At 70.5% G+C, this 22,272-nt stretch carries 18 protein-coding genes; 9 read left to right on the forward strand and 9 right to left on the reverse strand.

Annotated elements, in window-relative coordinates; genetic code table 11:
* From ABZ297_RS38190 to ABZ297_RS38210, 5 genes are all read right to left on the reverse strand, one after another.
* On the reverse strand, positions 1-1,383 hold a 1,383-nt coding region (locus ABZ297_RS38190), incomplete at its 3' end, for a biotin carboxylase N-terminal domain-containing protein (protein WP_355356696.1).
* Positions 1,380-2,912, reverse strand: a complete 1,533-nt coding sequence (locus ABZ297_RS38195) for a carboxyl transferase domain-containing protein (RefSeq protein WP_355356730.1) — start codon at positions 2,910-2,912, stop codon at positions 1,380-1,382. The genes ABZ297_RS38190 and ABZ297_RS38195, both read right to left, overlap by 4 nt.
* A 145-nt stretch (positions 2,913-3,057) precedes the next feature.
* Positions 3,058-3,693 (reverse strand): TetR/AcrR family transcriptional regulator, encoded by a 636-nt coding sequence (locus tag ABZ297_RS38200; protein ID WP_355356698.1) that lies wholly within the window; start codon positions 3,691-3,693, stop codon positions 3,058-3,060.
* Between the two features lie 137 nt (positions 3,694-3,830).
* Entirely contained in the window at positions 3,831-6,071 is a 2,241-nt protein-coding gene (locus ABZ297_RS38205) for a protein kinase (protein ID WP_355356700.1), read from the reverse strand.
* Between the two features lie 151 nt (positions 6,072-6,222).
* Positions 6,223-7,584: an FAD-linked oxidase C-terminal domain-containing protein gene (locus ABZ297_RS38210; RefSeq protein ID WP_355356702.1), complete on the reverse strand. Its 1,362-nt coding sequence runs from the start codon at positions 7,582-7,584 to the stop codon at positions 6,223-6,225.
* A 91-nt stretch (positions 7,585-7,675) separates the two neighbouring features.
* On the opposite strand from ABZ297_RS38210, the gene ABZ297_RS38215 reads away from it, so the two are divergent.
* Entirely contained in the window at positions 7,676-8,206 is a 531-nt protein-coding gene (locus ABZ297_RS38215) for a hypothetical protein (RefSeq protein WP_355356704.1), read from the forward strand.
* Positions 8,207-8,219: 13 nt separating this feature from the next.
* On the opposite strand, the gene ABZ297_RS38220 is transcribed toward ABZ297_RS38215, so the two are convergent.
* Together ABZ297_RS38220 and ABZ297_RS38225 are read right to left on the reverse strand one after the other, a co-directional pair.
* On the reverse strand, positions 8,220-9,425 hold the full coding sequence (locus ABZ297_RS38220) for an aminotransferase class I/II-fold pyridoxal phosphate-dependent enzyme (RefSeq protein WP_355356706.1): 1,206 nt from the start codon (positions 9,423-9,425) through the stop codon (positions 8,220-8,222).
* An 80-nt stretch (positions 9,426-9,505) separates the two neighbouring features.
* Positions 9,506-10,117, reverse strand: coding sequence for a hypothetical protein (locus tag ABZ297_RS38225; RefSeq protein WP_355356708.1), 612 nt, complete (start codon positions 10,115-10,117; stop codon positions 9,506-9,508).
* Between the two features lie 157 nt (positions 10,118-10,274).
* On the opposite strand from ABZ297_RS38225, the gene ctaD reads away from it, so the two are divergent.
* The 8 genes from ctaD to ABZ297_RS38265 all read left to right on the forward strand — a co-directional run bounded on the left by ctaD (position 10,275) and on the right by ABZ297_RS38265 (position 19,365).
* Positions 10,275-11,942, forward strand: a complete 1,668-nt coding sequence (gene ctaD / locus ABZ297_RS38230; RefSeq protein ID WP_355356710.1) for a cytochrome c oxidase subunit I — start codon at positions 10,275-10,277, stop codon at positions 11,940-11,942.
* A gap of 67 nt (positions 11,943-12,009) precedes the next feature.
* Complete coding sequence (locus tag ABZ297_RS38235; protein ID WP_355356712.1) at positions 12,010-12,243, forward strand: hypothetical protein; 234 nt, start codon at positions 12,010-12,012, stop codon at positions 12,241-12,243.
* Between the two features lie 5 nt (positions 12,244-12,248).
* Entirely contained in the window at positions 12,249-13,997 is a 1,749-nt protein-coding gene (frdA, locus tag ABZ297_RS38240; RefSeq protein WP_355356714.1) for a fumarate reductase (quinol) flavoprotein subunit, read from the forward strand.
* On the forward strand, positions 13,990-14,745 hold the full coding sequence (sdhB, locus tag ABZ297_RS38245; protein ID WP_355356716.1) for a succinate dehydrogenase iron-sulfur subunit: 756 nt from the start codon (positions 13,990-13,992) through the stop codon (positions 14,743-14,745). Before frdA ends, sdhB begins: the two co-directional genes overlap by 8 nt.
* Entirely contained in the window at positions 14,742-15,158 is a 417-nt protein-coding gene (locus tag ABZ297_RS38250; protein WP_355356718.1) for a hypothetical protein, read from the forward strand. The genes sdhB and ABZ297_RS38250 overlap by 4 nt, the downstream gene beginning before the upstream one ends.
* The gene (gene frdD, locus ABZ297_RS38255) at positions 15,155-15,496 is read left to right on the forward strand and encodes a fumarate reductase subunit FrdD (RefSeq protein WP_355356720.1); all 342 of its coding nucleotides are present in this window, start codon (positions 15,155-15,157) and stop codon (positions 15,494-15,496) included. The genes ABZ297_RS38250 and frdD overlap by 4 nt, the downstream gene beginning before the upstream one ends.
* 242 nt (positions 15,497-15,738) lie before the next feature.
* A complete protein-coding gene (locus ABZ297_RS38260; protein ID WP_355356722.1) occupies positions 15,739-18,378 on the forward strand; it encodes an immune inhibitor A domain-containing protein in 2,640 nt (879 codons plus the stop codon).
* A gap of 48 nt (positions 18,379-18,426) precedes the next feature.
* Positions 18,427-19,365: a diacylglycerol kinase family protein gene (locus tag ABZ297_RS38265; protein ID WP_355356724.1), complete on the forward strand. Its 939-nt coding sequence runs from the start codon at positions 18,427-18,429 to the stop codon at positions 19,363-19,365.
* Positions 19,366-19,514: 149 nt separating this feature from the next.
* On the opposite strand, the gene ABZ297_RS38270 is transcribed toward ABZ297_RS38265, so the two are convergent.
* Both ABZ297_RS38270 and ABZ297_RS38275 read right to left on the reverse strand, forming a co-directional pair.
* A complete protein-coding gene (locus ABZ297_RS38270) occupies positions 19,515-20,318 on the reverse strand; it encodes an SWIM zinc finger family protein (protein ID WP_355356726.1) in 804 nt (267 codons plus the stop codon).
* The coding region (locus ABZ297_RS38275) for a DEAD/DEAH box helicase (RefSeq protein WP_355356728.1) at positions 20,318-22,272 on the reverse strand (1,955 nt) is incomplete at its 5' end. The genes ABZ297_RS38275 and ABZ297_RS38270, both read right to left, overlap by 1 nt.

The following is a 22,272-nucleotide window of genomic DNA, read 5'->3' on the forward strand; positions in this document are numbered from 1 at the left end:
GAGCGGCTCTCCGGCCGCGCCCTCCACCGCGGACGGCTCGCCGACGGCGCCGCTCACCGCGGGCGGCCCGCCGGGGCGGGCGCCGTTCAGGTCGTGCTGGTCGAGGAGGCCGGTGTGGGTCTCGCCGAGCTGGAACTCCCGACTCGTCAGGATGCCGAGCAGCAGGTCGCGATTGGTGGCGAGCCCGTGCAGCCGCGCCCGCCGCAGCGACGTGACCAGCTTCCGCAGGGCCTCCGCCCGGGTCTCCCCGTACGCGATGACCTTGGCCAGCATCGCGTCGTAGTACGGCGAGACCACCGACCCGGACTCCACCCCCGCGTCCACCCGGACCTCCCCGGGCACCTCGAACAGCCGCAGCACCCCCGTCTGCGGGAGGTACCGGCCGTCCTCGGCGTACAGGCGGATCTCGACCGCGTGCCCGGAGGGCTCGGGCACCCGGCCCGGCAGCGCCCGCCCCTCCGCGACCTCCAGCTGCAACCGGACCAGATCGACCCCGTAGACCAGCTCGGTGACCGGGTGCTCGACCTGGAGCCGGGTGTTCATCTCCAGGAAGGCCACCCGATCGCCCTTGACCAGGAACTCCACGGTCCCGGCCCCCACGTAACCGATCTTCCTGGCGGCCCTGACCGCGGCGTCCTGGAGCCGCTCGCGCATCTCCTGGCCGATCCCGGGCGACGGGCACTCCTCGACGACCTTCTGGTGCCGCCGCTGCACGCTGCACTCCCGCTCGCCCAGCGCCCACACGGTCCCGTGCTGGTCGGCCAGGACCTGCACCTCGACGTGCCTGGCGCCCTCCAGCAGGGGTTCCACGAACACGGTCCCGTCGCCGAAGGCGGCCAGCGACTCCCGCTCGGCCGAGGCGAGCTCCCGCGCCAGCTCCCCGGCGTCGCGCACCACCCGCATCCCCCGTCCGCCACCACCGGCGGACGCCTTGACCAGCACCGGGTACTCCCACTCGGCGGACTCGGGGGACTCGGCGGTGAGCGAGGGGAGGACGGGCACGCCCGCCTCGGCCATCAGCCGCTTGGCCTCGATCTTGGAGCCCATCGCCGCGATGGCCGACGGCGCGGGCCCCACCCACACCAGCCCGGCCTCCAGCACGGCCCGGGCGAAGGCCGCGTTCTCCGACAGGAATCCGTACCCGGGGTGCACGGCGTCGGCCCCGGTCACCCGGCAGGCGTGCAGGATGCGGTCGATGTCCAGGTACGTCTCGGCGGGCTTCGCGCCGCTGAGCCGTACCGCGTGGTCGGCCTCGGCGACGTGGGGCGCGTCCGCGTCCGGATCGGAGAAGACGGCCACCGTCTCGATGCCGAGCGAGCGGCAGGTGCGGAAGACGCGCCGGGCGATCTCGCCCCGGTTGGCGACGAGCAGGCGTGTGATCACGGTCGGAACACCCCGAATCCCGCGCTCGACGGCACGGGCGCGCTGTTGATCGCCGACAGGCACATGCCGAGGACGGTACGGGTGTCGCGCGGGTCGATCACGCCGTCGTCGTAGAGGCGCCCGGACAGGAAGAACGGCAGCGACTCCGCCTCGATCTGCGCCTCCACCAGCTCCCGCATCGCCGCGTCCGCGGCCTCGTCGTAGACCTGGCCGCGGGCCTCGGCGGAGGCGCGGCCGACGATCGACAGGACCCCGGCGAGCTGCGCCGGGCCCATCACCGCCGACTTGGCGCTCGGCCAGGTGAACAGGAAGCGTGGGTCGTAGGCGCGTCCGCACATGCCGTAGTTGCCCGCTCCGTACGACGCGCCCATCACCACCGTCAGGTGCGGCACGGTCGAGTTGGACACCGCGTTGATCATCATCGCGCCGTGCTTGATGATGCCGCCCTGCTCGTACTCCTTGCCGACCATGTAACCGGTCGTGTTCTGGAGGAACAGCAGCGGGGTGCGCGACTGGTTCGCGAGCTGGATGAACTGGGTCGCCTTCTGCGATTCCGCGCTGAACAGGACGCCGCGGGCGTTGGCCAGGATCCCCACCGGGTAGCCGTGCAGCCGGGCCCAGCCGGTGACCAGCGACGCGCCGTACAGGGGCTTGAACTCCTCGAACTCGCTCCCGTCGACGATGCGCGCGATCACCTCGCGGGGGTCGAAGGGCACCTTGAGGTCTTCCGGGACGACGCCCAGCAGCTCCTCCGCCGGATATCCGGGCTCCCGGACGGCGCCGGGCTCGACGCCCTGCTTCCGCCAGTTCAGCGACCGGACGATCCGCCGCCCGATCCGCAGCGCGTCGTACTCGTCCAGCGCGAGGTGGTCGGCGAGGCCGCTGACGCGGGCGTGCATCGCCGCCCCGCCGAGCGACTCGTCGTCGGACTCCTCGCCGGTGGCCATCTTCACCAGCGGCGGACCGCCGAGGAACACTTTCGCTCGATCTCGCACCATCACCACGTAATCGCTCATCCCGGGCACGTAGGCGCCTCCGGCGGTGGAGTTGCCGAAGACGAGCGCGATCGTCGGGATTCCCGCTGCGGACAACCGGGTCAGGTCGCGAAATATCCGGCCGCCGGGGATGAAGATCTCCTTCTGCGTGGGCAGGTCCGCGCCCCCGCTCTCCACCAGGTTGACGTACGGCAATCGGTTCTGGAGGGCGATGTCGGAGGCCCTGAGCGTCTTCCTGAGCGTCCACGGGTTGGACGCGCCGCCCCTGACGGTCGGGTCGCTCGCCGTGATCACGCACTCGACGCCCTCGATCACCCCGATGCCGGTGACGACGCTCGCCCCGACGGGGAAGTCGCTGCCCCAGGCGGCCAGTGGCGACAGCTCCAGGAACGGGGAGCCGGGATCGACGAGCAGCTCGATCCGCTCGCGGGCGAGCAGCTTGCCCCGCTCGCGGTGCCGCCTGACGTACTTCTCGCCGCCTCCGGCGACGGCCTTGGCCTGCTCCGCGTCCAGCTCGGCCAGCTTCCCCAGCATCGCCTCCCTGCGCGCCAGGTACTCCTCGGACGCCGGGTCGAGCCGGCTCGTGATCACGCGGCCACCTCCCTGAGCCTGCGACGGACGGGGGCGGCGGGCGCCCGCGCAGCCGTGAGGGGGCAGCGCGGGCGGGTGCGGCTGGTCATCACGTGTCCTCCTGCTGCGGAGTTGACGGTGGCGTCAATCCGATGGCCCGGGCCCAGAGGCGGGTCAGGTGGTCCACGGCGGTCTGCTCGTCGGCTCGTTCGCCGAGGTCCAGCCAGACGTGGGCGAAGTGCTCCACCATGCCGCCCAGCATGATCGCGGTGAGCCTGGGGTCGAGCGTGGGATCGGCCAGGCCCTGCTCCTGCAGTCGGCGCAGGCCGTCCGCGCCGCGCCGGACGAACACCTCGCGCAGTTCGAGCAGCAGCCGCCCGAACCGGTCGTCGCCGACCGCGGCGCGCTCCAGCATCCGCACGAGGCGGGAGTTCGCCGCCCAGGCCCGCAGGTAGAGCCGGTTCGCGGCCTCCACCCGCGCGTACGGATCGCCGGACACGGCGGGCCCCACGACGCTGGCGGCGAACATCTCGCCCACCACCGCCCCGGCCACCTCGCCGAACAGCGACTCCTTGGAGTCGAAGTAGGTGTAGAAGGTGCCGTGCGACACCCCGGCTCGCGCGCACACGTCGTCGATGCGCACGGCGTCGTACCCGTGCTCCTCGAACGCCTCACGCCCGGCGTGCACCAGCGCGGCACGCGTGCGCCGCCCCCGCGCGGTGAGCACCTCGGACTTGACGATCACGTCAATCAGCCTAACCGTGCACGGCCACCCGGCGGAAGACCCGGCCGCCGGGCTTTCGGCCCGCGAACGGCGACGGCCTTCGCGATCAGCGGGCTGCCCGCCCGCGCCGCGAAGGCCGTCACAAGAGAAGGGTTACCTCAGCCGCAGTGGCTCCAGCCGGACTTCCACGACAGGTTGTTCCAGGAGCCGCCCCAGATGACGCACTTCTTGGCGCCCGCAAGGCGCACCGGGCCCGCGTACGCGGTGAAGCTGCCCGGGTTGCTCCCGCTGCTCCCGTTCTGAACCTGGAGGATGGCATTCATCTTGATCTTGGCCGAGGACACCATCCGCGACATCGTCACCACGCAGTTCTTGCCCGCGCCCGAGCTGTACAGCAGGTAGATCGTCGCGCTGCTGCCGAGCGAGTGCGAGTCGACCACCTTGTAGCCGGAACCGCACACCGTGGTCGCGCTGTACGGGTTCGGCTTGGAGGACGGCTTGGGCGTCGGCTTGGGCGTCGGCTTGACGGTGGGCTTCGTCGTGGGCTTGGCGGTGGGCCTGGTACTGGGCTTCGTGCCGGGATTGCCCGCCTCCCCGGTCCTGGTGAAGTCCGTGTTCGTGTCGGGGCCGATCGTCGGCTCGGCGTCGGGGTCGACGAGGCCGGTGTTCGTCTTCTTCTTCGCGGGGGTCTTGGTCGGCGAGGAAGAGGGCTCGGGGTGCTTCGTCGTGGCCGGGTTGGGCACGGCGGTCACCGTCACCTGGTTGGGCACCTGCGAGAGCGGGTCCTTGGTGTGCTTGGCCTTGGACTTGGTGGGCGTCGGCTCCTCCACGTCCAGCGTCGGGACGGGCTGCCCGGTCTGCGCCGGATCGGGGGTGGGCTCGTCGACAGGCGGTTCCGCGGGCTGGCCTGCGCCTGGGCCCTCGGTCTGGCTGCCGTTGGCCGCGTTCTCGACGGCCACCACTGGTGTCTTGCCGGAGTTGGCGTTCACCACCACCGCGCCCCCGACCACGAGGAGGGCTGCGGCGGCGGCGCCCGTGAGGGCGAACGTCAGCGTGCGCCGCTGCTTGGCGGGCGCGTCGTCCCGCGGGGCCGACGGGCCGCCGGGGCCCATGCCGGAGGGGCCCATGCCGGAGGGGCCCATGGCGCCAGGGCGTCCTTGAGGGCCGCCGGGGCCCGCGGGCGCCTGGCCGCCCGGTGCTCCCTGGGCGAGGTGCGGAGGCATCCCCGCAGCCGCCTGAGGGTTACCACCCTGCGGAGGCATTCCCGTCTGAGGAGGCGTGCCGGGGCCGCCCTGCGGGGGCACGCTCTGCGGCGGCACCCCCTGGGCCTGCGGCGGAGTGCCGGGCTGGGGACCGGCCGGTCCCGCGGCCACGGGGCCGGGGCCGGGCTGCCCCTTCGAGGCTCCGGGATGGCCGAACTGCCCGGTCTGGGGCATGGGATCGCCTGAACGCATCCAGGGGCCGGGGTGGCCGTCCGCTCCGGCCGCGGGGCTCTGGCCGGGGCCGGGCTGCTGCGCGGCCGCGGGGCCCTGCTGGGGGATGGGCTGGGGGATCGGCTGGGAGACTGGCTCGACGGCGGACGTGGGGGCCGGCTGGCCCGTCAACCCGACGATCAGCTCGTCCGCACGGGGACGCTGGGCCGGGTCCTTGGACAGGCACGCCTCCACCAGTTCGGCGAGCGCGCCCTCCATCCCGCCGAGTTCCGGCTGCTCGTGCAGGATCCGGTTCATCACGACGGGGATCGAGTCGGCACCGAACGCGGGCTTGCCGGTGGCCGCGAAGACCATCGTGACGCCCCAGGCGAACACGTCGGCCGCCTCGGACACGGCCGCGCCGCTGAGCTGCTCGGGAGCCAGGTACGAGGGCGTGCCCATGGCCATGCCGGTCGCCGTGGCCCCGGGCGAGTCCAGGGCGCGGGCGATGCCGAAGTCGATCACGACCGGGCCCTCGGGCCCCATGAGCACGTTCGCGGGCTTGAAGTCGCGGTGCAGGATGCCGGCGCGGTGGATGGCCGCGAGGGCGGTGGCCGTGCTGATCGCGAGCCGTTCCAGCGCCGCGCCGCGGCGCGGCCCCTCGTTGATGACCATCTCGCGCAGCGACGGCCCCGGCACGTACTCGCTCACGATGTACGGGCGGCTGCCGTCAAGGTCGGCGTGGAGCACGGGGGCGGTGCAGAACCTGGCGACCCGCTGGGCGACGGCCACCTCGCGCAGGAACCTGGTCCTGGCGTCGGTGTCGGCCACAAGGGCGTGGTGCAACAACTTGACGGCGACCTGATCGCCTGCCTCGCTCTTGCCCAGGTACACGACACCCTGGCCGCCCTCGCCGAGCCGGGCGACGATGTCATACGCCCCCAGCCGCCGCGGGTCGTCCGCCGCCAACGGCTGGAACTCGTTCACATCGACCCCCATCAACTCGATAGATGGGGCAAGACGCTACCAGCGTGACTAGTGGGGCGTCTTCCGGACCCGAAGACATCTTCATCTTTTGACGTAATATGTCAGCGTTTCGTCCCAGAATGCGCCTGCGGAAGTGGCGTATGTCACGCCCTCAGATGGCTTTGCCCGGATTGAGCAGCCCGAGCGGGTCGAACACGGCCTTGATGCCCTGCTGCACCTCCCGCGTCAGGGGCCCAGACTCCAGGTCGAGCCACCGCCGCTTGAGCAGCCCGACGCCGTGCTCGCCGGTCAGCGTGCCGCCCATCTCCAGGGCCCGCGTGAACACCTCGTCCGCCGCGGCCCACACGTTCGCGGGCGGCTCGGTCGCGCCGTGTTCGAAGATGAAGACCGGGTGCAGGTTGCCGTCGCCCGCGTGCGCGACCGTGCAGATCCGCACGTCGTGCGTGGCGGCGGCGGTCTCGATCGCGGTGATCATGTCGGGCAGCACGGAGCGCGGCACGCACACGTCCTCGACCAGGCACGCCCCCAGGCGCTCCTTGGCCTCATACGCCATCCTGCGCAGCCCGATCAGCTCCTCGGTCTCCGCCGGGCTGGACGAGACGGCCACGAACGACGCGCCGTTCTCCAGGCAGAGCTCCTCCATCCGGGCGACCATCGCCTGCCCGTCGGACGCGTCGGACTGGCCGATGAGCATCGCCTTCGTCGCCGGCTCCAGGCCGATGTTGCGCCACTCGTCGATGGCCTCCAGCGTGGCGCGGTCGAGCAGCTCCATCAGCGACGGCTGGCACCCGGCGGCGATGATCGCCGACACGGCCGCGCCCGCCTCCCGTGGCGAGCCGAACTCGGCGGCGAACGTCGCGGGCGGGACGGCGGGCGCCCTGCGCAGCCGCACCGTGGCGGACGTGATCACGCCCAGCGTGCCCTCCGAGCCGACGAACAGACCGGTCAGGTCGTAGCCGGTGACGCCCTTCATGGTGCGCCGGCCGGTGTTCAGAATCCGCCCGTCGGCCAGCACAACCTCCAGGCCGAGCGCCGAGTCGCGGGTCACGCCGTACTTCACGCAGCGCAGCCCGCCCGCGTTGGTCGCCAGGTTCCCGCCGATCGTGGAGATCTCGTAGGACGATGGGTCGGGCGCGTACATGAGCCCGTGCTTCCTGGCGGCCTTGTCCAGGTCGGCGGTGATCACGCCGGGCTCGACCACGGCGATCTCGTCGGCGGGGGAGATCTCGCTGATCGCGGTCATCCTGGCCAGCGACAGGATGACGGCGCCGTCACCCGCCGTGGCTCCGCCCGCCAGGCCGGTGCCCGCGCCGCGCGGCACCACCGGCACCCGGTGCTCGGTCGCCCACTTCAGCGTGGTGACCACGTCGTCACGGGAGGCGGCGAGCACGACGCCCAGCGGCTTGCCGGGTTCCACGAAGGTCCGGTCGCGCGCGTAGGAGTCGATCACATCGGGGTCGGTGAGGACCCGGCCGTCGGGCAGGGAGTTCACCAGGGCGTCAATCGGGCTCACAAAAGCTCCTTACGGTTTGCGTGGACAGCGGCTTAAGGCCAAACTGCCCTGGGTGGAAGTCGCATGTCCGGTATGCACACGGGCTGACCAGGTGGCCGCGGTTCCAGGAGTAGTCGCCGCGGGGACCACGTACCGGATCGGGCGCGTCAGGCTGCCGAGCGAGCGGGACGTCGCCGACCTGCCCACCGCCCCCTCGCTGGGCGCGTCGAGGCACGTGATGAGCCGCACCCAGCTCGCGGTCTGGCTGTCGTTCCCCAGCCGGCACTACACGCCGTGGAGCAGGAACCAGGGGTACATCCTGCTGGGGCTCGCCGCGCTCGTGCACCTCGTCGTCGCGCTGGTGATCGCGATGGGCAGGGACGCGGGCTGGACCGAGGTGCTGCTCGCGCCGTTCTGCCTCACCGGTCTCTTCTGGGGCCTCGGCCTGCTGCTCGTCCTCGGCGCCACCGGCGCGCGCAAGCGGGACGTGGCGGAGGCCCCCGCCAGGGAGCAGGCCCTGGCGGTGTGGGAGGGCCTCTACTACTGCCCGCGAGACAACGTCGCCTTCGAGCCGGGAGTCGGCGTCTCGTTCCATCCGAGCGAGACGCGCGAGTACATCTTCGGCTTCAGGCGGTCGAGGTGAACCGGTCAGCGAATCAGCCCTGTTCCTCGGCGACCAGGCGGACGCAGACCGCGAGCCCGTCGATGGCCTGCTCCAGTTCGCCCAGCTCCGGGTAGGTGGGGGCGATCCTGATCGTGCGGTCGCCGGGGTCGGCGCCGTACGGGTGGGTGGCGCCGGCCGGGGTCAGCGCGATGCCGGCGGCCTTGGCCCTGGCCACGACCGCGCCGGCGTGCGGCACCTCCAGGCTGATGAAGTAGCCGCCCTTCGGGCTGCTCCACGTGGCGAGGTCGCCGATCCGCTCGGTCAGCACCTTGTCGACCAGCTCGAACTTGGGCCCGATCAGCTCGGCGTGCCGCCGCATGTGCGCGACCACGCCCTCGCCGTCGCGCAGGAACTCCACGTGCCGGAGCTGGTTGAGCTTGTCGGGGCCGATGGACTGCTTGGAGGTGTTGGCGAGGAACCACTCGACGTTGGCCGGCGAGGAGCCGAAGAACGCCACGCCGCTGCCCGCGAGGGTCACCTTCGAGGTGGAGCCGTAGACGAAGACCCGGTCGGCGTTGCCGTGCTGCTCGCTGAGCGCCAGCAGGTCGGCCAGCTCGGCGGGCGTGTCGGTCAGGTGGTGGACGGCGTAGGCGTTGTCCCAGAAGATCCGGAAATCGGGCGCGGCGGTCGGCATCGCGGCCAGCCTGCGCACGGTCTCGTCGCTGAACGTGACGCCGGACGGGTTGCTGTACTTGGGCACGCACCACATGCCCTTGACGCTCGCGTCGCCGGCGACCAGGCGCTCGACCACGTCCATGTCGGGGCCTTCGGCGTTCATCGGAACCAGGACCATCTTGATCCCGAAGCGCTGACAGATGGTGAAATGCCGGTCATAGCCGGGAACCGGGCAGAGGAACGTGATCTCCGGCTCCTCCACCCAGCGGCGCTCGGCCCCGGGAACCCTGGTCAGCAGCGCGTGCACGATCGTGTCGTGCATCATCGCCAGGCTGGAGTTGCCGCCCACCACGAGCTGCCCGGCCGGGACCTGCAGCAGCGGCGCGAACAGCTCGCGCAGCTCCGCCAGCCCCTGCAGGTTGCCATAGTTGCGGCCGTCGGTGCCGTCTGCCGCCCGGTAGGAGGACGGCAGTTTGAGCATGTCGTTGGAGAGGTCGAGCTGGCGCGGTGACGGCTTGCCCCGGGTGAGGTCGAGCGAGAGCCCACGCTGGACGAGGGCGGCGTATTCGCGCTGAGCGGTCACGAAATCTCCTCCGATCGGTTGGATACGAAGGATAGAAGACGCCGCCCCCTGAACCGGAACCGGTCCGCGATGTGGATGGTTCAGCAGCCGCCGACAGCGCAGAGCTTGGCCGCCATCTTCTTCGCGTCGGCCTCGTGCTGGGCCATGCTCCTGAGCGACTTGGCCTTGTTGTGCATGTCCCAGTACAGGGCCACGGCGGCGCCCTTGCGCACGGCGACGAACTTCTGCGTCTGCGGGATCGGGGAGGTCTTGGTCGCCTTGATCGTCCGCGAGGCCCCCAGCGCCTGGTCGCCGATCTTCGGCTTGCGCACCTTGACGGTCTTGCCGCACGCGTCGAGCAGCTTGCCCAACCGCGCCATCAGCTTGCCCGCACCCTGGGCGTCGCGGAAGACGAACACCTGTTCGCCGCGCACGCGGTTGGTCTCCTCGCCGCCGCCGATCTCGGTGTCGTACACGACGTCACGCCGGGCGGACCAGCCCTTCAGCCTGACGGCGGAGCACTGGATGTTCCACACCTCCTCGTTGGGGCTGTTCTCGCTGACATACCAGTGCTTGCTGTCCTTGCGCGCCTGCTTCTCGTAGAGCAGGAAGCCCTTCGGGATCGACGGCGCCTGCGCGAGCGCCGCCGGCCCGCACAGCACCCCCGCCAGCACCGCACCGCCCGTGACCAACGCGATTCTCGTCTTCATCATGCGGGGTACGATGCCGCCGACCGGCGAAAGGTTCAACCGAGCAGCCGGCCCGGGGTGATGCGGGGCTGAATGCGGGAGAGCGTCTTCCCTGTTGGCGGCCGTTGGCGTGCAATGGGGTTATCGGGGCAGGGCATTCTCCGTACAGGAGGGAGCAGCCGTGACGACCGTTCGCGAAACGACGATCGAACAGGTCAGGCGCCGCCGCACCGGGACCGTGATCGCTTCCTGGCTGTCGACCACCGACCACAAGGTCATCGGCTACCTCTATCTGATCACCTCGTTCGTCTTCTTCCTCGCCGCCGGCCTCATGGCCATGGTGATCAGGGCCGAGCTGGCCCTGCCGGGCCTGCAACTGGTCAGCCAGCAGCAGTACAACCAGCTGTTCACCGTCCACGGCACGGTCATGCTGCTCCTGTTCGCCACCCCACTGTTCGCCGGCTTCGCCAACGTGGTCATGCCGCTGCAGATCGGCGCCCCGGACGTGGCGTTCCCGCGGCTGAACGCGGTCGCGTACTGGCTGTTCCTGTTCGGCGGGCTGATGGTGCTCGCCGGCTTCGTCTCACCGGGCGGCGCGGCCGACTTCGGGTGGTTCGGCTACACCCCGCTGTCGACGGCCACCTACTCACCGGGCATCGGCGGCGATCTGTGGATCATGGGGCTGGCGCTGTCGGGCCTGGGCACGATCCTCGGCTCCGTCAACTTCATCACCACGATCATCTGCATGCGCGCGCCGGGCATGGTCATGTTCCGGCTGCCGCTGTTCACCTGGACCGTGCTGCTGACCAGCATGATGGTGCTGCTGGCGTTCCCGGTGCTGGCCGCCGCGCTGCTCGTGCTGGAGTCGGACCGCAAGCTCGGCACGCACGTCTACGACGCCGCCAACGGCGGCCCGCTGATCTGGCAGCACCTGTTCTGGTTCTTCGGCCACCCGGAGGTCTACATCATCGCGCTGCCGTTCTTCGGCATCATCAGCGAGGTCATCCCGGTGTTCAGCCGCAAGCCGATCTTCGGTTACCTGGGGCTGGTCGCCGCGACCATCGCCATCGCGGGGCTGTCGATGACCGTGTGGGCGCACCACATGTTCGCGACCGGGCAGGTGCTGCTGCCGTTCTTCTCCTTCATGACGTTCCTCATCGCCGTGCCGACCGGGGTGAAGTTCTTCAACTGGGTCGGCACGATGTGGCGGGGCCACCTGAGTTTCGAGACGCCGATGATGTTCGCGCTCGGCTTCCTGGCGACGTTCCTGCTCGGCGGACTGACCGGGGTGATCCTCGCCTCGCCGCCGCTGGACTTCCATCTCAGCGACACCTACTTCGTCGTCGCGCACTTCCACTACGTGGTGTTCGGCACCGTGGTGTTCGCCATGTTCGCCGGCTTCTACTTCTGGTGGCCCAAGATGACCGGCCGGATGCTCGACGACCGGCTCGGCAAGATCCACTTCTGGACGCTGTTCGTCGGCTTCCACACCACCTTCCTGGTGCAGCACTGGCTGGGGGTGCTCGGCTTCCCGCGCCGCTACGCCGACTACAGCCCGTATGACGGCTTCACCACGCTGAACGAGATCTCGTCCGTGGGGGCGTTCCTGCTCGGCGCCTCGACGCTGCCCTTCCTCTTCAACGTCTGGAAGACGGCCAGGCGCGCGCCCAAGGTCACGCTGGACGACCCGTGGGGTTACGCCAACTCGCTGGAGTGGGCGACGTCCTGCCCGCCGCCCCGGCACAACTTCACCGCCATCCCGCCCATCCGCTCCGAGCGGCCCGCCTTCGACCTGCACTACCCGCGCGAACGGCCCTCCACCGAGGAGCCCGAGGAATCCTCCGGCTGACCCTTTCCCGGACAGGGCCACGGTGCTTTGGTGGAAGTGACGTTTCGCCCATCTAAGGAGATCGGCGATGACAGGTACGAAAACTCCTTTCGCTCCCGAGACGGCCCCGTGCGGGAAGAGATCCGGTGGCGAGCTCCTCGTCGACGACGACGGCTACGGCCTGGTGATCCGGGACCAGTTCTTCGCGTGCGGCTGCCGCCGGATCCGGCACGAGTACCACGACGGAAGCATCCACCTGTCGGCCATCCGCCACGACGGCAAGCGGGTGAGGGACCCGCTGCAGGCAGACCACGGGAGCTGACCCACATGATCGACGTGCTCATCGTCGGGGGAGGAGGGGCGGGCCTGCGGGCGGCCGTCGCGGTCGCCGAGACCGACCCGGCGCTGCGGGTGGCGGTCGTGTCGAAGGTGTATCCGATGCGCAGCCACACGGTCTCCGCCGAGGGCGGCGCCGCCGGGGTGATCGCCGACGGCGACACGCTCGACGAGCACTGCTACGACACCGTCTCCGGCGGCGACTGGCTCTGCGACCAGGACGCGGTCGAGGCGTTCGTGGCCGAGGCGCCGCGCGAGCTGATCCAGCTGGAGCACTGGGGCTGCCCGTGGAGCCGCGAGCCCGACGGCAGGGTCGCGGTCCGGCCGTTCGGCGGGATGAAGCGGATGCGCACCTGGTACGCGGCCGACAAGACCGGCTTCCACCTGCTGCACACCTTGTTCCAAACAACCCTCAAATATCCGGACATAGCCCGATATGACGAGTGGTACGTCACCAAGCTCATCGTGGACGACGGCCGCGTCCACGGCGTGGTGGCCGTCGAGCTGCGGACCGGCCGCATCGAGGCCATCGCCGCCAGGACCGTCATCCTGGCCACCGGCGGCTGCGGCCGGGTCTTCCCGTTCACCACCAACGCCGCGATCAAGACGGGTGACGGCATGGCGCTGGCCTACCGCGCGGGCGCGCCGCTGAAGGACATGGAGTTCGTCCAGTACCACCCGACCGGCCTGCCGTTCACCGGCATCCTCATCACCGAGGCGGCCAGGGCCGAGGGCGGCTGGCTGATCAACAAGGACGGCTACCGCTACCTGCAGGACTACGACCTCGGCACCCCCACGCCCACGCCGAAGCTGCGCAGCATGGAACTCGGCCCGCGCGACCGCCTGTCGCAGGCGTTCGTCCACGAGCAGGAGAAGGGCCGCACCGCCGACACCCCGCACGGCCCGGTCGTCTACCTCGACCTGCGCCACCTCGGCGAAGTCAAGATCGACACCCGCATCCCGTTCGTCCGCGAGCTGTGCAGGAGCTACCAGAACCTCGACCCCGCCACCGACCTCATCCCGGTACGTCCCGTCGTGCACTACATGATGGGCGGCGTCCACACCGACCTCGACGGCGCGACCCCGATCGCCGGCCTGTACGCCGCCGGCGAGACCGCGTGCGTCAGCATCAACGGCGCCAACAGGCTCGGCTCGAACTCCCTCCCGGAGATCCTGGTCTTCGGCAGGAGGGCCGGCCTCGCCGCCGCCACGTACGCCCGCGAGCGCCGCGAGGCCGAACCGCCCGCCGTCCGCAGCCAGGGGGGCGACGAGCGGCGACGGCTGGAACGCGCGCGCGACAGCGGCGGGGGCAACGGCGGGGGCAACGGCGAGCGGATCGCCGACCTGCGTGAGCGCATGCAGCGGACGCTGGAGGCCGCCGCCGGGATCTACCGGACGGGCGACGTCCTGGCCAAGGCCGCCGACACGCTCGCCGACCTGCGCGAACGAGCCGAGGAGGCGCGGCTCGACGACGCCAGCACGGTGTTCAACACCGAGCTGATCGGCCTGCAGGAACTGCACACCATGCTGGAGGTCGCGCAGACGATCGTGGCCTGCGCGCTCAACAGGCGGGAGTCGCGCGGCGCGCACCAGCGCACCGACCACCCGGCCAGGGACGACGCCGCCTACCTGGCGCACTCCCTGGTCCACCGCGCGCCCGACGGCACGCCCTCGGTCGGGCTGCTGCCGGTGACGATCACCCGCTGGCCTCCCGGCGAAAGGGTTTACGGACGTGACTGACACCCGAGAGCCGCTGGGGACGCAGACCCGCACGATCCGGCTGGAGATCGCCCGCTACCGGCCGGGACAGGACAGCGAGCCGGTGTTCCAGGGCTACGACGTGCCGCTGATGGGCGACTGGGCGGTGCTCGACGGCCTCAACTACGTCAAGGACCACCTCGACGGCAGCCTGTCGTTCCGCTGGTCGTGCCGGATGGGCGTCTGCGGCTCGTGCGGCATGACCGTCAACGGCGAGCCGCGGCTGACCTGCGGCACCTTCCTCACCGAGTACGGCGACGGGCCGGTCAGGATCGAGCCGCTGAAGGGCTTCCCGGTGATCAGGGACCTGGTCGTGGACATCGACGGCTTCCTGGCCAAGCTGTCGTCGGTGCGCCCGTGGCTGGTCAGGGAGGGTGAGGAGCTGCCGCTGACCACCGAGTACACGCAGACGCCCGAGCAGCTCGACGCGTACAAGCAGTACAGCATGTGCATCAACTGCATGCTGTGCTACTCGGCCTGCCCGGTCTACGTGCTCGACCCCGACTTCCTCGGCCCGGCGGCGATCGCGCTCGCCCAGCGCTACAACCTGGACTCCCGCGACATGGGCGACCGGTTCGACGTGCTCAACCTGGACGAGGCGGTGTGGGGGTGCATGTTCGTCGGCGAGTGCACGAAGGTCTGCCCCAAGCACGTGGACCCGGCCGAGGCGATCCAGCGCTACAAGCTGACCGCCGCCCTCCGCTCGGTCCTGCCGTGGAGCAGGCGATGACGCCCGGTGAGCCGCACCCCGGCGCCGGGGCGCCGGAGGCCTACCGGCCGCCGCGAGACGCGCTCTGGTTCGCCCGCAGCCGCGCCTGCAGGCTCTTCGTGCTGCGCGAGCTGACCAGCGTCTTCGTGGCCTGGACGATCGTGTTCCTGCTGATGCTGGTCGACGCGGTCATGAGCGGGCACCTCCAGGACTTCGCCGCGCTCGCCGCCCGGCCCTGGATGATCGCGATCAACGTGGTGGCGCTGGTCGCCACGGCCTTCCACGCCGTCACCTTCCTCAACCTCGCCCCCAAGGCCACCGTGGTCAGGCTCGACGGCTACCGGCTGCCGTCCTGGATGATCCAGGGCGGCAACCACTCCGCCTGGCTGGTGATCTCCGGGCTGATCGCCTACTTCATCCTGAGAAAGCCATGAAGCGGACGCCGGAACCGTATCTGTGGCTGCTCTTCAGCGGCGGCGGGGTGGTGGCCGCGCTGGTGCTGCCGGTGCTGGTGCTGCTGTTCGGGGTGCTCATGCCGCTAGGGCTGGTCGACTGGCCCACCGCCGAGCACCTGCGCGCCCTGCTGGCCAACCCGCTGGTACGGGCCGCGCTGCCGGCGGTCGTGGTGCTGTGCCTGTTCCACGCCGCGCACCGGATCAGGTTCACCAGCGAGGAACTGCTCGGCATCGCCAGGTTCGACCCGCTCATCGCGGCGCTGTGTTACGGAGCCGCCATTCTGGGGGGTGTTCTGGCCTTCGTCCTGTTGTTCTGAAATGTCGTGAATTGATCACGTTTCACCAACGCTCTTTACGACTGCTTTACCCACCCTCTAGCGTCCGGCATTGCACACCCTATGGTCATGCGCCCGGCGATCCCGGGCAGAGAGGGTTCCTGGTGCCACGTAGAAAGCGCCTGTTAACCACGATTCCGGCGGTCGCCCTTCTCGGCGCCGCACTGACCGTCCCGGCCGCTGAGGCCTCCGCTGGGGCCTCCACGGCGACGTACGAGCCGGGCGTGTCGGATTACTACATCAACTACGCCCCGCCACGCGTCGAAAAGGACCCTGACGAGCCGTCGCTGTCGAAGAACAAGGCCCGCTCGCTGAGCCCGGCCGAGAAACTCGACAGGAAGTTCGTCAGCGGCAACCCGGCCGCCGCCCGCGTCCTGGCCGCCCGCGAGAACGAGGCCATCAGGACAGGACGCAACCCCGCAGACTTCATCTTCAAGAACTCCAAGCAGAAGAAGACCGCAAAGCTGCTGACCCTGCTCGTGGAGTTCAACGAGCAGGCCAACGACGACTTCTCGAACTTCAACCGGCTTCGCACGGTCGACAGCGCCCCCGATGACTGCGTGGTCGAGCCGGAGGGCACGTTCAAGAACGGCCCGCTGCACAACAACATCCCGGACCCGGCGAAGCTCCCGCACCAGGACAACAACTCGTTCTGGGTGAAGGACTTCAGCACCTCCCACTTCAACACGATGCTCTACACCGACAAGGGCATCACCGAGCGGGTCCGCCCCGACCTCAAGGACCCCCGCGACGGCAAGCCCGGCATCGACATCTCCGGCTACACGATGAAGAAGATGTACGAGGAGATGTCCAAGGGCGCCTACTCGGTCAACGGCTCGGCCGTCGGCTGGGTGAAGGCCCCGCACTCCGAGGCTTGGTACGGCGCGGCGGCCTGCGGCGGCGCTCCCCAGGACATGTCCGGTCACCCGGGCAACCCGACCGGCGCGGGGCAGCTGGCCATCGACGCGGTCGACGCCCTGGCCAAGAGCCAGCCCGGCTTCCCGTGGGCCGACTACGACGTCGAGGACGTCTCCGACGCCGACGGCGACGGCAACTACGACGAGCCCGACGGCGTGATCGACCACCTGGTGCTGATCCACGCCGGCAAGGACAAGTCGTCGGACGGCGGCGCCGAGGGCACGTACGCGATCTGGGCGCACTCCAGCGCGGTCGCGGGCGGCTACAAGATCCCCGGCACCGACAAGAAGATCTCCAACTACATCGTGCAGCCCGAGGACGCCGGAGTCGGCGTCTTCGCCCACGAGTACGGCCACGACCTGGGCCTGCCCGACCTGTACGACACGTCGGGCTCGGCCAGCTCCGCGGTGGACTTCTGGGACCTGATGTCCAGCGGCTCCCACTCCGGCCCGATCTTCCAGTCGATGCCGACCCACATGGGCCTGTGGGACAAGTGGGTGCTCGGCTGGGCGAACCCGAAGGTGTTCAACCCCGGCGACGCAGCCAGGCCGGTCACGGTCGGCCAGTCCTCGCGCACGCCCAAGCTCACCGAGGACGGCGTCCGGGTGAACCTGGCGTCCACTCCGCTGAAGATGATCGACCCGCACAGCGGCGCCAACGCCTGGTGGACCGGGCTCGACCAGGAGTGGGCCGACGTCAAGCTGACCCGCGACGTGACCGTGCCCGCCGGGACCGACCTGCGGTTCTGGATGTGGAACAACTACGAGATCGAGCAGGACTGGGACTTCGGCTTCGTCGAGGTGTCGACGGACGACGGCCAGACCTGGGCCCAGCAGAAGGTCTTCGACGAGGCCGGCAACGAGGTCAGCACGCCCGACAGCTACCCGGACCCGAACAAGAACCTCAAAACGTTCGGCAACAAGAAGTACGGCCTCACCGGCGCCACCAACGGCTGGCGGCACGACTACGTCAACCTGACCCCGTTCGCCGGTAAGTCGGTCAAGCTGCGGCTGACCTACAACACCGACGCGGCCTCCACGCCGCGGGGCTGGCACGCCGACGACTTCCAGCTCACCAACGGCGGCGCCGCCGTGTGGAGCGACGACGTCGAGGGCGGCGACAACGGCTGGAAGGCCACCGGCGGCACGTTCACCAACACCAGCGGCCAGGGCTGGACGATCAACAACGGCTCCCGTGAGATCTCCCGCTTCTACCTGGCCGAGTGGCGCAACTTCGACGGCTTCGACAAGGGCCTGCAGTACGCCTACGACACCAACTACTCCCGCGACGGGGCGTGGAAGGTGCAGAAGCTCAAGTACAACGCGCCCGGTCTGCTGGTCTGGTACCGCGACTCGACGTTCACCAACAACGTGCTCGTCCCCAACCTCGAGCTCCCGCCGAGCCTCGGGACCAAGGGCAGCCTGCTGGTCGTCGACTCGCACTACGAGCCGCTGCGCCGCACCGGGACCGCCGCCCAGAAGGACCCGACGCTGCGCAAGAACCTGGAAGGGCGGTCGCAGACGTCCAACGCGGCCTTCTCGTTCGGCAAGACCTACCCGTTCAAGGAGTGCCTGGAGGCGGCGGACGAGCCGTTCAGCGAGTACTGCACGGACATCCCGGCACTGAAGGGCGTCAAGGACTTCACCGACGCCAAGACCTGGTACCCGGGCCTGGAGTTGCTCAACGGCGCCCTCGGCTACCGGGACTTCGACGCCTCGGCCGTCGTTCCGTCCAAGGGCGACCAGCCGTACACCACCCGCGTGGTGCACGCCGCTGACGGCAGCCCCGCCACCGAGCTGTACGGCCAGAAGCTGCCGAACGGGGCCGTGCTGGGCACCGGCAACCCCGGTGACGAGGGCAAGGCGCTGGGCGTCCAGTTCAATCTGCTCGCGCCGCTGCCGGGCAATCTGGGCGCCATCGTCCAGGTGGTTCCGCCGAAGAAGTGAGATAACGGGCCGCCGGGGCACGTCCCGGCGGCCCTACGATGGGGGGCCATGAGCGAATTGCGCACCAAAGCCGAGCACACCGCGGCGATCCGGACGGACCGCCGGGTGGCTGTGGTGATCAACACTCGCTCACGGCGTGGCCGCCGGCACTACTTCGAGGTGCTCGACCAGCTCCACGGCCTCGGCTTCGAGCCGCTGGCCGAGCTGCCGGTGGTCAACCCCAAGAAGCTGCGTGACATGCTCGACAGGGCGCTGGACACCCAGCCCGACCTGCTGATCGTCGGCGGCGGCGACGGCACCCTGTCCTCGGCCGTCCGCCACGTCGCGCACCGCGACGTGGCGCTCGGCGTGCTGCCGCTCGGCACCACCAACAACTTCGCCCGCAGCCTCGGGCTCCCGCTGGACCTCGCGGGGGCGATCCGCGTGTTCGACACCGGCAAGGTGGCCGACATCGACCTCGGCATGGCCGACGACCGCCCGTTCGCCAACCTGGCCAGCTTCGGTGTCTCGGTCGAGGTGGCGGGCAAGGTCAGGCCGTGGCTCAAGCGGATTCTGGGCCGTCCGGCCTACCCGCTGACGGCGCTGACCATCCTGCCGAACCACCGGCCGTTCCGCGCCTTCATCACCGCCGACGGGCAGCGCCACGAGCTGCTCACCCACCAGCTCAACATCGCCAACGGCCGCTTCCACGGCGGCTGGCAGGTGGCGCGCGACATCAGCATCGACAACGGCATGCTCGTCGCCTACCAGCTCGGCTCGGGCAAGAAGCTGCGGCTGCTCGGCGAGACCCTGGTGCGCGCCACAACGGGCCGCTGGCGCAGCCTCGCGGGCGGGCCCTTCGTGGTCGGCCGGGAGATGCTGCTGGAGACCGACCCGCCGATGGCCGCCGACGTCGACGGCGAGGTGCGGCTGCGCACGCCGATCACGCTGCGCGTGGTGCCGAACGGGGTCCGCGTGATGGTGCCCGGCGACTTCGAGGACCGCTAGAAGCCGGTCCGGCCGCCTCGGGCCGCCGCGCTCGCGTCCCGCCGCGTCAGCGTGGCGGCGGCACCTGGCCCTCATCCTCGACGGCCTGCGGGCCTCGGCCGCCCACCCGCTCCCCGAACCTCCGCTCCGGCCCGGCGAGCTGGCCCAGATCATGAACTGCTGACGTCGTTGTCCAGGCGGGGGTCCAGGCGCAGGTAGGCGGGGGTCAGCCGACGCGACAGGTCCGACGGCGGCGGGAAGACGCGCAGCAGCAGGTCGGGGGCCGCCGGAGAGGCGCGGCGCTCGGGGCGGTGCGCCGTGGCCCCCGGGGCGTAGAAGTCGGCCAGGCGGTCGGCGAACGGCACGTCCTCGACCCGCAGCGGGTCCCGCCGGTCGTCGGCGAGCGAGCCGAGCAGCTCGGCGCGGGTCCGTCCGCGCCAGGCCAGCACCAGGAACGGGTCGTCGTCGAACGACTCGGCCAGCAGGTACAGCACCGCCGACAGGTGCTTGCACGGGAAGCCCCAGTCGGGGCACGAGCAGTCCATGTCGAGGTCGCGGGGGAACAGGTCGAGGCCGAGCGCCGTGAACAGTTCCTCGATCTCCGTCGGCATCTCGCCCGCCAGCAGTTTCGCCCGGTAGACGGCCTGCGCCGCGATCGCCTCCTCGACCGCGGACCAGCGCGCCTCGCCGTACGCCTCGATCCTGATCGTGACCTCGTACGGCCTGGGCCGCGAGCCCTGCACCGACGCCTCGACCAGGCCGGCGGACAGGTCGATCGACAGGACCTGGCCCTGGCGGGCGTAGGCCCGGCCGCGCGCCAGCCGCCCCTTGTCGCAGACGCGCTCCAGAAGGTCGATGAACCGGCGCGACCACCAGGTGGAGCCGATGGACCCGCGCCGACTGCGCGCCCTGATCCCGCCCTCGACCCGGATCGGCGCGCCGCCGTCGAACCAGCCGCCCTTGCCCACCGGCATTACGACACCACCTCCGCGGTGAGGCGGAAGACCTCGCGCAGTTCGTCCGTGGACAGGTCCGTCAGCCAGTCCTCGCCGGTGCCGACCACGCGCTCCGCCAGGGCCTTCTTCCGCTCGATCATCTGGTCGACCCGCTCCTCCAGGGTCCCCGCGCAGATCAGCTTGCGGACCTGCACGTTCCTGTGCTGCCCGATGCGGAAGGCGCGGTCGGTGGCCTGGTCCTCGACGGCGGGGTTCCACCAGCGGTCGACGTGGATCACGTGGTTGGCGGCCGTCAGGTTCAGTCCGACACCCGCCGCCTTGAGCGACAGCAGGAACATCATCGGCTCCTCGTCGTGCTGGAAACGGTCGACGAGGCGGTCGCGGGCCTTCTTCGGCAGCCCGCCGTGCAGCCACAGCACCGGACGGTCGAGCCGCTGCTCCAGATACGGCTGGAGCATCGCGCCGAACTCCGCGTACTGGGTGAACAGCAGCGCCTTCTCGCCCTCGGCCGTGATCTCCTCGGTGAGCTGCTCCAGCCGGATCAGCTTGCCGGACCTGCCCGCCAGCCGGGAGCCGTCCTTGAGCAGGTGGGCGGGGTGGTTGCAGACCTGCTTGAGCCTGGCCATCGCGGCCAGCACCAGGCCGCGCCGCTCGATGCCCTCGCTGTCGTGGATGCGGCCCAGCATGTCGTCGACGACCGCCTGGTAGAGGGTGGCCTGCTCGGGCGTGAGCGGGCACCACTCCTTGACCTCCAGCTTCTCCGGCAGGTCAGAGATGATGGACTTGTCGGTCTTGAGGCGGCGCAGCACGAACGGGCCCGTCGCGCGCCTGAGCGCGTGTGCGGCCTGCTCGTCCTGACGCGCCTCGATCGGCTCCTGAAACCTGGCCCTGAACCGGGAGCGGGACCCGAGCAGCCCCGGATTGGCGAACTCCATGATCGACCAGAGCTCGGCGAGATGGTTCTCCACCGGAGTCCCCGTCAGGGCCAGCTTGGACCCCGCCGGAATCGCCCGCACCGCCTGCGCCTGCAGCGTGCCGCTGTTCTTGATCGCCTGGGCCTCGTCGCAGACGACCCTGCGCCACTCGAAGGCCCGCAGCGCCTCCAGGTCCCGCTGGGCCGTGCCGTAGGTGGTGATGACCAGGTCGGCGTCGGCGATCCGCTCCGTGTCGCGTCCGCTGCCGTGGTGGACGTAGACGCGCAACCCCGGCGCGAACCTGGACGACTCGCGCTGCCAGTTGCCCACCAGCGACATCGGGCACACCAGCAACGTCGGGCTCGCCGACCGCTCGTGCACCAGCAGGGCCAGCGTCGTGATCGTCTTGCCCAGGCCCATGTCGTCGGCCAGCACCCCGCCCAGGCCCAGCTCCGACAGGAAGCTCAGCCAGGCCAGCCCGCGCTCCTGGTACGGCCTGAGCGTGGCGTCGATGCCGTCAGGGGTGGCGATCGGCCGCAGCCGTCGTTCGGCCTGACCCGACAGCAGGTCGCCGAGCACCCCGTCGGCGTCGACCTCCAGCAGGGGCAGCTCGTCGCCGCCCTGGGTCACGTGCCGCAGGATGTCGGACGCGGACAGCTCACCCGTCCGAGCTCCCGCGATCGCCTTGAGCGCGGCCCTCAGCTGGCGGTCGTCGAGCTCCACCCACTGGCCGCGCACCCGCACCAGCGGCACCTTCAGCCTGACCAGCTCGGCCAGCTCCGCCTCGCTGATGGTCTCGTCGCCCACCGCGAGGTCGATCCGGAAGTCGACCAGCTCTTGCAGCCCGAACCCCTGGCTCGTGGCGGCGCTCTGCTTCTTCGTTCGGGTGGTGAGCTTGAGCCCCAGCCGGGTGCGGCCCGCCCAGCGGGGCAGCTGCACGCCGAAACCGGCCGCCTGGAGCAGCGGGGCCGCCTGGCGGAGGAACGCGAACGCGCCCGGCGTGTCGAGCGCCAGCTCGGCGGGCTCGGCCACGCGCAGCGACCGGTCGAGCTCCGGGT

The sequence above is a fragment of the Nonomuraea sp. NPDC005983 genome (assembly GCF_040614375.1).
Classification (GTDB): Bacteria; Actinomycetota; Actinomycetes; order Streptosporangiales; family Streptosporangiaceae; genus Nonomuraea.